Source organism: Coprococcus sp. HPP0074 (assembly GCF_964238105.1).
Classification (GTDB): domain Bacteria; phylum Bacillota; class Clostridia; order Lachnospirales; family Lachnospiraceae; genus Faecalimonas; species Faecalimonas umbilicata.
The window spans coordinates 26,274-39,106 of record NZ_CAXSKS010000005.1 but is presented as its reverse complement, the minus strand read 5'-3'; the positions used below and the strand labels follow the sequence as shown (position 1 = coordinate 39,106).

The window sequence follows — 12,833 nt, the reverse complement described above, 5'->3', positions numbered from 1 at the left end:
TATGAATATTGAATTACTGCCATTTTTCAAGCAGAAGCGATTGTACGAGAATACTCTGAATCCCTCTATATAGAATCATGCACTTAGGAGGCCATCATGCAACAATATAAAATTACCTTTGGCGTAGAATTAAATGCGGAAAAGTTATGTGCCATCGAACGTGACTTTGGCATTCCGGCACATTTTGATACCATCTATATCGAAGCAAATTCTCCAAGACATGCCATCCGGCTTTTTTGCGAAAAGTATGGTATTTCCCGACGCATCATTCGGACATCCGACTTGTTAAAAATAGTATACGTCGTAAGGCCAGGAGGGAAACACGGATTTTTAGGATTTCGTGTTTCCGGTTTAGAATGGAAGAAAGATTTTGAAACACTGCAGAAGAAGTCCTTCTTTCACTAATCATAGATACCCACAGTATATTCTTTTCTACTGGAATTTTGTCCAGACTGTACACATGTTTCTCATTTATTCAGGAGGTCCTATTTTTATTATGAAGCTATCAAAAAAAATCCCGGAATACATTCCTGCTGACTCCTATCTGGAGGTGTCTAACAGTTTGTTCCGGGATATTTATACTCTATTTTGCGGAAGGCAGAAATGTCCTTCTCTCTATTCCTTCGGCCCCGCGGTGAGGGAATGCTATCTGCTCCACTTCTGTCTCGACGGCCGCGGAGATTTCTATGCAAATGATCAACACTACCATCTTGAAAAAGGACAGGGCTTTCTGATCTGCCCAAATGAGCTGACGTTCTATCAGGCGGATGAAGCGCATCCGTGGACCTACGCATGGATTGGACTTTCTGGAGAACAGGTATCTCACTATCTTGACCTTGCAGGCATTTCTTCCCGAACTCCGGTCTTTCGCTGTCCTGATGTAGATCTGATCCGATCTGATATCGATGATATGATCGCACACCATACACTAAGTTATTCTTGTGAAGTCCATATTCAAGGGATCTTAATGAAGATTTTGTCCTATCTGATCGAAGTGTCTTCGCACCCAAGACAGAAAGAAGAAAATGGCAACAGCCTCTATGTAAGCCGCGCCATTTCGTATATTCATAAAAACTATCAGAATCCGGTGTCTGTTCAGGAAATTGCAGATTATCTTTCCCTGAACCGCAGCTATCTGACAGAGCTGTTTGTACGCACACTACATTTGTCCCCTCAGCAATTTCTGATGAAATATCGGATTACAAAGGCGGTTGATTTTCTTACCTACACTGACTTGAGTGTAGAACACATTGCCTGCTCCTGTGGTTACGCAAATATATCTTCTTTCTCAAAGGCATTCAAAAAAGTGACCGGGATCAGCCCTTCGCAGTATCGAAATGAGCATCAGACTTACACTTCCTGAAGGAAATATAACCGAGACTGATAATCTCCATTTCTTCCGTTATATTTTTCTCCATTCTGCCCTGCAGCTGCATCAGAGACAACAAGCCCTGCCTGCATCAGTTCATCACCGAAAAGAATTTCTTTCCGGTCACTGATCTGATAGGCAGCTCCTTCCTTTAGTCCTGCCAGATGCAATCGCTCAAATCCTGCATTCACAGGTTCCAGCACACGATAATAACCAACCAGTGCCTGGCTCTGATCTTCGGATACAACCATCCATGCTGTCACATTTCCCTCAAACGGGCTTTTCAGACGATAAAACGTTCCCTTCTGAATCAATTCTCTATGCGCCTTCATGAACACAATCTGCTCTTTGATTTCCTCCAACTCCGCTTCCTCCATCGAAGTAACGTCAAGTTCATAACCAAATGTACCAAAATAAGCTACATTTGCCCGTGTGTTTAACGGAGTATTCCTCAATACCTGATGATTTGGCACAGCAGATACATGGGATCCCATACTGCTTACCGGATAGACAAATGAAGTGCCATATTGAATCTTCAGACGTTCTACAGCATCTGTGTCATCCGAAGTCCAGCATTGTGGCGCATAATATAGAAGTCCCGAATCAAATCTTGCACCTCCGCTGGCGCAGGACTCAAATAGAATCTCCGGAAACTGCTCCGTCAATTTTTCATATAAATGATATACTCCGAGAATATATTTATGGAAAACAGATCCCTGCTTTTCTGCCTCGGAACCATGTGAATAGACTTCCGAAATGCTCCGGTTCATATCCCATTTCACATAAGAAATTGGAGCTTCTCTCAAAAGTTTCTCCATCTGATCGTAAATTCCGTCTACTACTTCTTCTCTGGAGAAATCAAGCACAAGCTGATGCCTTCCGACAGAAACGTTCCTTCCCGGTGTCGATAAGATCCAGTCCGGATGTTCCTCATACAACCTGCTTTTTTTGTTTGTCATCTCCGGTTCAAACCACAGGCCAAACTTTAATCCCATCGCCTCAATCTTCTTGGCAAGTCCAGCAATCCCTCCCGGGAGCTTCTGCAGATTCGGATACCAGTCGCCCAGAGAGGTGAAATCGTCATTACGCTCTCCAAACCATCCATCATCGAGCACAAACAGTTCAATTCCCAGTTCTTTTGCTTTTCCGGCAATCTTTAAAATCTTCTCCTCATTGAAGTCAAAATACGTTCCTTCCCAGTTATTGATCAGAATCGGTCTTACCTCGTCTCTGTATTTTCCCCGCACCAGTCTTGTCCGGTACAACTTATGAAAAATCTGGCTCATTCCATTGAGACCCTCGTCAGAATAGACCATCACTGCCTCAGGTGTCTGGAACGTTTCTCCTTTGTTTAATTCCCAAGAAAAACGATCCGGATGGATTCCCATTGTAATTCTTGTCACATCATAAGTATCCACCTCTGCCTGTGCGAGAAAATTTCCGCTGTATACAAGGCTAAATCCGATCGCTTCCCCGAAAGTTTCCGTTGTCTCCGGGCGCTTTAATGCAAGGAACGGATTATAATTGCTGCTGCTAGATCCCCTCATGCTGTACACCGCCTGAATCCCATGCTCCAGCTTCCTTGTTTTGACTGCACGCTCTCTTCCCCATGCTCCGGTCAGTTCGATCATCTCATATTGCTTATCCGGCAGATCCAGACTCAGGCTCATCGCACGGTCAAGAAGAATACTCTCCTCCCCCTTGTGGTAAAATTTTGCATTTCTTGCAATGACCGGAAATTCTTCATAGATTGTATACGTCAAGATCAATTCTGTCTGAATCAGTGAATCTTCCAGTGTCACCTCAAGTGTCACTGCTTCTTTCTCTTCTTCCACATAAGTGGCCGGAAGACCTTCTAACCTTGGCTTTCCATTGTAAAGTCGATGACTTTTATAAACAAATTCTGTCACTCTGCTTCCGTTTTTTTGCAAAATCTCCTGGGCCGGATATCTCATATCTCCGCTGCCATAAGCCGGATACTCTTGACGGATATGTTCCATCGAAAAAGTACTGTCATCTTCAAATGTACATACAGACATTGGTCTGTCACAAAATTCCAAAAGATGATTAAAACTCTCCCTGTCTCTGAGCCGCTTCCCAAAATATAACTGTCCAAGCTGTCCGTTTTTTAAAATCGTAAAAATATAGCTGATTTTTTCGTTGAACAGATGAAAATTTCTACTTTCCTCATGATAAATTACTGGCATCTGATCTCCTCCTTCTCAAGTCATCCAACCGCCTCTCTGATGGACTGCACCACCCATCTCTGTTCGGTCCTATCGTTGCATCTACTGATTTCTATTATATCGGAATCTGTCCCCAGTTCAATTTGCAGATGTCGGTATTATTTGTCCAAATGTTGGATTTCAAAATTTTATCTAAAATCCATAAAAAATGTGTTCTTCTTTTCCATTCTCCGCTGCTTTCTTCGCAGCAAGACAAGCAGCTGCACTTGCAAGCCCTGCACATAAATCCGACCTGCTATCCTTCCCTTCCAGAACATCTACATAAGCTTTTGCAAGCTGCTCATCTCCCCCAAAATGTACCAAGCCTTCTGGATATGTAAACCTATGTTCTGCACTGTGTTTTGCATCATAATAGTCTACTCGAAGTGTCGCTGTATAAAAGTCAAATTCTGCACTTGCTTTCGACCCTATAAAGCGCGCTCCCCGTCGTCCAGCATTATTTTTGACAAAAAATGTCTGGTGATAAGAAATAATCGTTCCATCTTCACAAGTGAAAATCGCCGCTCCTACATCCTCATTTCCAGTATCTTTTGCAAAACAGCAATATTTCCCGGTAGGTTCCTCTTTCCGCTCTGTTTTCACAACAAAGCTACTTTCCGGACAGGTATGATATTCGCTGCAATCCTCACAGCAAAGCCCTGCCTCTTTTTCTCCTTTGAAATACATTTTTGCAGTCTTTGCCACAACACTCACCGGACGTTTCCCCAAAATGTAAGTAATATAATCCATGTCATGTGTTGATTTCTGTAAAAACAGTCCTCCCGTCAGGGAATCATCCCGATACCAGCTATGATAGTAAACACTGCCATACGGCACATGATTCGTTGCTTGTACGGACAGAACTTCTCCCAGTTCTCCACTATCCACTAATTTTTTCATTTCTTTTACAATACAAGTAAACCTAAGCGGAAAGGATACAACTGTCTGTCCGCGCATCCCTTCCGATGCATGTAGCAGGCGCTGGTACTGTTCTTCATTAATGCAAACTGGTTTTTCTAAAAACAATGGTATCTTTTTCTGAAATACCAACTCCGCATATTTCGTATGTTGATTGCAGCGTGTTCCGATCAGCACACCATCTAACCTTTCTTTTTCCAACATCTCTTCCGCTGTTTCATAAAAAACAGTCTGTGCAAATTCTGCTGTCTGTGCAAATGCTTCCTGCTTCTGGCACCAAAGTGGATCTGCAACTGCAGCAACCTGAACTGGTGCTTGGATTCCTTGAAATGCTTTCATCATCGTTTCACTTCGCAAACCATATCCTATAATCCCTAATTTCTTCAATCTTATTTCCTTCTTCCTTAAAATTTCTTTTCTATTTTTTCTGTTGATACTTATTATCACCGGAACCACACTCTCCGTCAATAAAAAATCCTGATGCATTGACAAAAATGTTACCTTTCACTTCTCTTTCCAAAAATAGGCAAAAATACCCTGACCTCCTCTCTTTTCTAAGGTATGGCCAGAGTATCTTCATGAAATCATTTATTCTTTTTTCGAACAGTCAACTGGCAATATCTAAATTTCTGCTACCAGTTTTTTCAGTGCTTCCAATGCTTCCTCCGGAAGTTTGTCGTATCCGTCTTTGTTTACGGCAAATCCTTCTACTGCATTGACACGATTCTGCATTGCATTCTTTAACTGTGCCTTGTACTCTTCGTCATTCAGATCCGGAACAAATCCTTCCCATTCCATGATCTCAATGTCTTCAAAAGCTCCCCACTGTTTGAATTCTGCTTTTCCTTCTACAATTGCTTCTAAGATTCCAAGTGTATCTTTTGGCTGTACTTTCTTGCCCATGAAGTCACCTGTATTGACGATATAGCAGTCTACATTCTTTTCTTCCACTAATTTTTTGAACTTCTCATAATCATTTATCAGTGGATATGTTCTAAATGGGTTTGCATATGGAACGATACGGAGTGCATTTAAGTCTGTTCCTGCTGCAACACGCTCTGCTGTGGATGTCTTTGTTGCAAGTGTCGCTCCCATTACGGATGCAAGTGCAGCTCCTTTTAATTTTACTACCGGCGGAATAGTAGGATCTTTCATGATCCAGAAGATTGCATTTACCGGAGCATCGATCTTATATACACGGTTCGGTGACCATAATTTTGACTTGATTGCACGTCCGTTACCATTTCTGATATCTTCTGTCACTAACTGGATATGTCCTTCTTCGTCCATAGTAGCAGAACAGTTCTGAGCAGATAATAAATACTGATTATCCGGGCATCCAGTTGGGTAATCTGCCGTCTTATCAAAATAAGTCGGTTCTAATGCTACCGAAGAACATGTGTCTGTATTGATAATAAATGCATCATCATGTAATACTGTAATCGGATATTTTCCACCATGTTTTGCATGTGTCAGTGTAGATTTACCTGATCCAGAAAGTCCGAATACGGATGCTACGAACTTAGAACCATCCGCAAGTGTGTATTCTTTCTGTCCACCATGGCAGGAAGCATATCCGTTTCTATTTGCGATTGCCCATGCCATTGTCAATGTTCCTTTTTTATGCTCTCCGAAATATCTCATACCTAAGATACATGCGCAGTTCTCTGCAGTATCAAAATAGCATAAGGTCAGCGGATCACTCAGACAGCTGAAATCTACGTCTGGTCTTTCCTGTGGAATCCACTGTGGATCTGAGAAAATATAAATATCCGGTTCTTTTCCCTCTCCGACTGGTTTTGATTTCTTATACATTTTCACATATTCATCTGACATGTACTGGAAGTTGAGCATCCAGTTGTACATGATATTCTCTTCGCCTTCCGGAATCAGAAGATGTGCTTTTACCATGAATTCTGGGTCAAGACCTACGAATACTTCTGCGTGGTACATTGTTTTCCAACGTGATTCATAGATAGCATCCATCGCTACTTTGTCAAGCTTTGCAGAATCTACTCCCGGCTCTCCTTTGATCCGGCGAGCTGCTGCGTAACGTCCTGTTACTGCTCCGTCATTGAATAAAAGAACTTTTGCATCTTTCTCAAGACCAAATTCTTCTCCTCTATATACAGGCATATCTGTCACGATTGTTCCTGGTGAATTTTTTGCTAACTCATAAGCTTCTTTTAAAGTATTTACTTTCACTACATTGTTTCCATAAAATGCAGCTTCGATGATAGAACGTGTTTTTGAAAAACCTGGTTTTCCAGCACCGATTTCGTTAATTGGATAATAAGCTTTTGTTGACATATTCGATATCCTCCTTAAATTCCGAATTTGCATTCATTATCTCATTTTGTTTTCAAAATGTCAATCTTTTTATTGAAATTTTACAATTTTTATCATTCATTTATACCTCATTTTTTTGTTGAATTTATTGAAAAACTAAGAAAAATGCAGGATTATTTTTATTTTCCTGCATTTTTATCGTATCTCGTGTGTTTTTGTCCTTTATTTACATGGCACTCACATAGTATTATGCAATTTATTTGTTAAAAAATTCACTATGCATTCTTTTTGCAAAGTGCACTGTAATAATATTTCAATTTTTTCGCCTGACAGAGCACATCCCTCTCCTTTGCTCTCATTCTACCACTATCTATCAAAAGCGGTATCTGACACTGCAATATCTGATGGACACGCACCCAGAATTCATCGTTATTTTTACATTTATACACATCCCGCCCATCCTCAAGCCAGTTTTTATAAACCGGAATATCTCTTAAAATAACCGGAATCTGCGAGGAGAGTGCTTCCAGTACAACAATTCCTTCTGTTTCCTCATACGATGGAAATAAAAAGAGATCACAACTGCTGTACGCCTTCTTTAACTCTTCCTTTGGTACATATCCTGCAAATGTCAGATTCGGCAAATCCGTGTGAATCGCATCTCTGACCTTCTTTGGAATCTGAAGTTCTGGTGTATATCCAAACCAAATAAACTGATACTCCGGCATTCTCCCTGCCAGTTCCACAAAGTCAAGAATTCCTTTTCGTTCAAAGTACAGCCCAACCGACATTACAATCTTGTCCTCGTTGCGAAATCCATATTTTCTTCGAAAAGACTCTCGATCCAGTACATTTTTCTGGAATTCACAAGTATCCACTCCGTTTGAAATCACTTCTATCGGATTCTTGATCCCATATCCGTTCAATAGCGATTTTGAATATTCCGTCGGTGTCAGGATCAAATCTGCCATCTGATAACATTTCATGATCCACCATTTAAAAAGAGGCGCCGTCAGATTGGATCCCACAAAGGAGTTTCGAAAATCTTCCTTTGTCGAATGGGCATGATACACTACTTTCTTTCCTTCTCTTTTTGCCTTCTTTGCCATATGATAATCACTTGGAAATACCGTATTTAGATGCACAATATCAAAATCTTCCCGAGGATCACAGGTCAGTTCTACCTGCTCCGACTTAAGAGCATTTTTTTGCATGGACATTGCACGTCCGACTCCACTTCTCGACACAATCTTCTCGTTTTTCGCATAAAGCAATACTTTCATTTCTCTCATATTCTCCTCTCCATACTTCCTTTTGATACAGATTCAGTACCATATTTCCAAACTGCTCTGTCCCGAATTTCCGTGCGTTGTTCCGGCTATGCTCCACTGCCTTTTCCATCCATAAAGGCTCCTTTAAGATACGGCTGACGATCTCTGAAAATTCGTTTAAGTTCTCGTAAGAATAACCATTTCCGCCTTCCTCAAGTACCCCGTACAGGCAGGCATCTTTCCTGCACACAAGCGGTAATCCACTCGCCATCGCCTCTATATAGGTAAGTCCCTGTGTCTCACTTGTCGATGCACAGACAAAAAGATCTCCTAACTGATAATAATTTGCTATATCTTCCGGTGCTGCCATCCCAGTAAATTTTACATAAGTTCCAAGTCGAAGTTTCTCTGTCAGTTCCTCCAGACTTGCTCTCGCTGGTCCATCCCCGACAATCAGCAGCCGCACATTTTCCCCATGTTTGACCAAATGACACATTCCATAAATTAATTCATCGACTCGTTTTTCAAATCCAAGTCTTCCAAGACTTAACAACACCATCGCCTCCTGTGGAATATCATACTTGATCCGAAGCTGTTTGATTTTTTCCTCCTCACACGGTTGCTGAAATTTATCGAGACAGATTCCTGATGGAATCACCGCAATTTCACTCTCTGTCAATCCATATTCTCTGAGCGTACGTTCCACCTTCTTTGTTGGAGCAATCACAGCATCTACACAAGACAGCCGCATTTTCATCCATTTTCCAAGCATCTCTCGACTTACGTTTTTTCCAAACGGAACATACTCTGTATACTGCTCATACAACGTATGATAAGTATGCAGCAATATTGCTCCTGTTTTCCTTGCAATTCGTTTTGCAAAGCCAAAACTAAAAAATTCACACTGACTGTGAATGACATCTGGATTCCACTCGATAATCTCCTGCACATATGCCCTGCCCCGCGATACCGGAATTCGCACATCCGGATAGATTTTTGCCGGAACAGAACGAATATAGTACACATTTTCCATCTGATAGGTACTGCATGTATCTGACACTGCAAGAATCTTTACCTCGTGTCCGTTCTTCTCTAATTCCCTCTCCAAATTCAAGACAGATGTCACGACACCGTTGATTGCAGGCCTAAACAAATCTGTTGTAATAAGTATCTTCATAATGCTCTCCTCCTTCTGTCTATATCAACTGCAAACCACTGATCCACGTTCCCGCATAGACAAGTGCCAGACTATAGATGGCAATCGATCCTGGTTTTCCAAGTAAAATAATGGCAGAAAACCGCTTCCATGACATCTTTGTAAGTCCCGCCAACATACACAAAAAATCATCCGGCGCACATGGAAAGAAAATCGCAACTGCAAAAAACTTATCAAATTTCTTTCCTTTTTCAAGCCATTGTGCATATTTTTCATATGTTTCTTCTTTGACAAAATCTTTTACAAAACACTGTCCATACCGCCTTGCAAGATAAAAATTAATCATCGATCCAATCACAATCCCGATATAATTGTATAGAAGTCCCATCCATGGTCCAAACAAAATCACACCTGCTGCACAGGAAATCCCGCCAGGGATAATCGGAACTACCACTTGTACCATCTGAATGAAGATAAAGAACAGTGGTCCAAAGATTCCTCCCCGCTCTATCAACATTTCCATCTTCGTCCGGTCTGTAAACAGTCCGTTCTGCATTCCATATATTACAAACAATACCATTGCTGTTATGCTGACTGCTGTTAAAAAATGAATCGTATATCTCACTGATTGCTTACTCATCTACATACCCCCTTTTGTATACTCCTTATCATATCAGCATAAATTTAAGTTATCTTGAGGGGATTATTAAGAAAAATGAAAGATTTTCTTTGGATATTCAAAATACAATCCGACCTTTATTTTTTATAGATTTTATCTGGTTTTCATTTCTTTCATCTGCGTTTTATGATACAATCTACAAAACAGCGAATCATGAAACTTTTTGTTTTACCTGATTGCCAACAGCAATGTAGTAATGCACATGTAATAACAGTAGAATAAAGGAGTTTTTTATGATAGAGATAAAAAAAGTCACTACAAACAAGAAACAATATCTGCCTCTTCTGCTCCTTGCAGATGAGCAGGAGGATATGATCGATCGCTATCTGGAACGTGGTACTATGTACATACTGGACGACAATGGAGTCAAAGGGGTCTGTGTTGTCACCGATGAAGGTGATGGTATTCTGGAGATAAAAAACATTGCAACGGATTCACATTTCCACCGGAAAGGCTATGGCAGAATGCTGATCAAATTTATAGAGGAAACCTACCACAATCAGTATTCCATCCTCCAGGTTGGTACCGGAGACAGTCCGCTTACCATTCCATTTTATGAAGCCTGCGGATTTGTCCGCTCCCATGCAGTAAAAGATTTTTTTGTTAAAAACTACGACCATACGATCTATGAATGTGGCATTCAGTTAAAAGATATGATTTATCTTCGAAAAAACCTCTTATAGAGCCAAAAAAAGAAGCAAAAACCATTGCAAGATTCTCTCCTGCAAGGCTTTTGCTTCTTTTATTCCGTTCTTTTTTCTCTTTCTATTCTCCGATACGCTCAAATACCATATCGTATCCATCATTTCCATAGTTCAATGACCGATTGACACGGCTGATCGTCGCTGTAGATGCGCCGGTCTTCTCGGCGATCTCCAAATATGTCTTCTGTTCCCGAAGCATCTTGGCCACCTCAAAACGCTGTGATAATGACATTAACTCATTAATCGTACAGATATCTTCAAAGAAAGTGTAACACTCGGCTTTATCTTTCAAACTCAAAATTGCATCAAACAATAGATCTGTCGCTTCCGTCCTAATCTGCTTACTCATTCTTTTCTCTCCTTTGTCAGACTCTTATCTGTCCTCTATTTTATCACAGTAAATTTGTAAAGTCCACTGATTTTTTCATCTGACAACTCCTATCCCTTTGGACATCTTCCTATATACTTTTTCAATTTCTCTATCGACGTATTGACGACCAGCTCCTCCGGGAATCCACATTCTCGTACAACTTCCAGAGAATAACGCACATTTCCCACATCACTATCTACATGTGCATCACTGGCAAGTGTCACAGGTACTTTATATTTTTTGCAAAGTTCCAAAATCGTATGTTGATTCTCACGCGCATTCTGACGGAACCCTCCCGGTGTCAGAGAGGAGTTATTCACCTCTAAGATTTTTCCATACTTTGCAGCAGCCTCCACGATTTTTTCATAATCTACCGGGATCCTTCCGTCGTCGGGATGCCCGATGATATTCACATATGGATTTTTCATCACTTTTAAATAAGCTTCCGTATATATTTCCTTAGTTGCACCTTTTGCAAAACATGGAAGATGCAGACTTGCAATGACAAGATCCATCTCTTTTAACAGTGCTTCTGAAAGATCAATTGTTCCATCTGCATCTAAAATATTTAACTCCACACCAAAAAGCATCTCCACTCCCGACATTTGCCTCGGAATCACTTTTAAATTAGAAAAATAAAATGGATGACAGGTTCCCGGCATCGTTGGAGCATGTTCTGTAATCGCAAGTCCTTGCAATCCCTTCTTTGCAGCTGCCGATGCCATTTCACGAATCGTACAGTATGCATGTCCGCTCGCAATCGTATGTGAATGTGTATCTATTGCAATCTTCATAATACTTCCTCTTTTCTATCTCGATTTTTTTATTTTTGCTCATTGTTCTTACCTGAGTTCTCTCTTGACAATTTTTATTATACCATCGCCTTTCTGCATTTGAAAACATAATTTTTCTCCTTTCCGCTCATACTATTTATGATATCTTTTCTATCTTAAAAAAAATTATTACCGGATATCAACGACTTACAGACGGGAAAGGAGTTTTTTATGAAACCAATTACTGAACAATCTGCAAAAGGCGGTACAGCTGCACCTGCCGGAAAAATCTCTTCTGATACTCAGCCAATTTCCGAACAAACACTAACCAATCAGGAGATCATTGACTCTTACGATTATCTTTCTTCTGCAGCTTCTGCATGGGACTGCACAGGACTGATCCCTTCTGCACCGTCCTCCTCTGCTGAACTGGAATCCTATGAGGCAATCTATCCGTTTGAACCTCCTAAACTGGATTCGAATGAGAGTGGTGCCACAAAATATTCTTCTGCATATACTGGGGAAAAACAGGAGTAATATTTTATGCCTAACTTTTCTTTTGTCCCGCTGGAAGGAACGATTCAAAACATTCGTCCTTTCGGCGATGAATGTTGCAGCTCCCTTGTCACTTTGCAGACATCTGAAGGTACTGTCACAGTTGTCGTATCAAGTGATACGTATGTCATCAGTGAAGTACGCCTTCGCCGCGGCATGACTGTCGCGGCTTTTTACGATGCCCAGGTTCCTGTTCCACTTATCTATCCTCCTCAGTACCGTGCTGTCATCCTTGGGAGGAAGCAGCCAAATGAAACGATCACCGTAGACTATTTTGATGAAACTCTCACAAACAACGACAATACACTAAAACTAAATGTTTCCCCCGCCACCGACATCGTCGGATCAAATGGGCAGCCATTCCGCTGCTCTCTTGCGGATCGCCTTTTGATCGTCTATTACACAAATGCCACGAAAAGCATTCCCGCTCAGATCGTCCCGAGGAAGATTATTGTTATGTGCTGACTTCCTTGCACAAAACTCTGTTTTGATCCGCTATGGCACGAAACACAATGCAAAAGGCG

13 protein-coding genes are annotated in these 12,833 nt (G+C 41.1%); 5 read left to right on the top strand and 8 right to left on the bottom strand.

Going from position 1 to position 12,833, the window contains the following annotated elements; translation table 11 throughout:
- The first annotated feature begins 96 nt into the window (after positions 1 to 96).
- Together ACESPO_RS07555 and ACESPO_RS07550 are read left to right on the top strand one after the other, a co-directional pair.
- On the top strand, positions 97 to 405 hold the full coding sequence (locus ACESPO_RS07555) for a hypothetical protein (protein ID WP_116441326.1): 309 nt from the start codon (positions 97 to 99) through the stop codon (positions 403 to 405).
- 91 nt (positions 406 to 496) lie between these two features.
- A complete protein-coding gene (locus tag ACESPO_RS07550) occupies positions 497 to 1,363 on the top strand; it encodes an AraC family transcriptional regulator (protein WP_120105317.1) in 867 nt (288 codons plus the stop codon).
- Here ACESPO_RS07550 and ACESPO_RS07545 read toward each other — a convergent pair.
- The 6 genes from ACESPO_RS07545 to ACESPO_RS07520 all read right to left on the bottom strand — a co-directional run bounded on the left by ACESPO_RS07545 (position 1,351) and on the right by ACESPO_RS07520 (position 9,868).
- Positions 1,351 to 3,576, bottom strand: a complete 2,226-nt coding sequence (locus tag ACESPO_RS07545; RefSeq protein WP_499788649.1) for an alpha-galactosidase — start codon at positions 3,574 to 3,576, stop codon at positions 1,351 to 1,353. The two genes, ACESPO_RS07550 and ACESPO_RS07545, sit on opposite strands and share 13 nt — an antisense overlap.
- A gap of 171 nt (positions 3,577 to 3,747) precedes the next feature.
- Positions 3,748 to 4,899, bottom strand: coding sequence for a Gfo/Idh/MocA family protein (locus ACESPO_RS07540; RefSeq protein WP_336305218.1), 1,152 nt, complete (start codon positions 4,897 to 4,899; stop codon positions 3,748 to 3,750).
- A 234-nt stretch (positions 4,900 to 5,133) separates the two neighbouring features.
- Complete coding sequence (locus ACESPO_RS07535) at positions 5,134 to 6,822, bottom strand: phosphoenolpyruvate carboxykinase (ATP) (protein WP_009262298.1); 1,689 nt, start codon at positions 6,820 to 6,822, stop codon at positions 5,134 to 5,136.
- Between the two features lie 254 nt (positions 6,823 to 7,076).
- Entirely contained in the window at positions 7,077 to 8,093 is a 1,017-nt protein-coding gene (locus ACESPO_RS07530) for an LTA glycolipid anchor biosynthesis glycosyltransferase, IagA/BgsA family (RefSeq protein WP_318265147.1), read from the bottom strand.
- Positions 7,996 to 9,249: a glycosyltransferase family 4 protein gene (locus tag ACESPO_RS07525; protein ID WP_120105315.1), complete on the bottom strand. Its 1,254-nt coding sequence runs from the start codon at positions 9,247 to 9,249 to the stop codon at positions 7,996 to 7,998. Before ACESPO_RS07525 ends, ACESPO_RS07530 begins: the two co-directional genes overlap by 98 nt.
- A 19-nt stretch (positions 9,250 to 9,268) precedes the next feature.
- Positions 9,269 to 9,868, bottom strand: coding sequence for a TVP38/TMEM64 family protein (locus ACESPO_RS07520; RefSeq protein ID WP_009262302.1), 600 nt, complete (start codon positions 9,866 to 9,868; stop codon positions 9,269 to 9,271).
- Between the two features lie 272 nt (positions 9,869 to 10,140).
- Here ACESPO_RS07520 and ACESPO_RS07515 point away from each other — a divergent pair, with 272 nt between their 5' ends.
- Positions 10,141 to 10,590: a GNAT family N-acetyltransferase gene (locus ACESPO_RS07515; protein WP_009262303.1), complete on the top strand. Its 450-nt coding sequence runs from the start codon at positions 10,141 to 10,143 to the stop codon at positions 10,588 to 10,590.
- Between the two features lie 82 nt (positions 10,591 to 10,672).
- Here ACESPO_RS07515 and ACESPO_RS07510 read toward each other — a convergent pair whose 3' ends face one another.
- The gene (locus ACESPO_RS07510; RefSeq protein ID WP_008975006.1) at positions 10,673 to 10,960 is read right to left on the bottom strand and encodes a YerC/YecD family TrpR-related protein; all 288 of its coding nucleotides are present in this window, start codon (positions 10,958 to 10,960) and stop codon (positions 10,673 to 10,675) included.
- Between the two features lie 89 nt (positions 10,961 to 11,049).
- On the bottom strand, positions 11,050 to 11,775 hold the full coding sequence (locus tag ACESPO_RS07505; protein ID WP_009262304.1) for a phosphatase: 726 nt from the start codon (positions 11,773 to 11,775) through the stop codon (positions 11,050 to 11,052).
- Positions 11,776 to 11,985: 210 nt separating this feature from the next.
- Here ACESPO_RS07505 and ACESPO_RS07500 point away from each other — a divergent pair, with 210 nt between their 5' ends.
- On the top strand, positions 11,986 to 12,291 hold the full coding sequence (locus ACESPO_RS07500; RefSeq protein WP_008975004.1) for a hypothetical protein: 306 nt from the start codon (positions 11,986 to 11,988) through the stop codon (positions 12,289 to 12,291).
- 6 nt (positions 12,292 to 12,297) lie between these two features.
- Positions 12,298 to 12,774: a hypothetical protein gene (locus ACESPO_RS07495; protein WP_009262306.1), complete on the top strand. Its 477-nt coding sequence runs from the start codon at positions 12,298 to 12,300 to the stop codon at positions 12,772 to 12,774.
- Positions 12,775 to 12,833 lie beyond the last annotated feature (59 nt).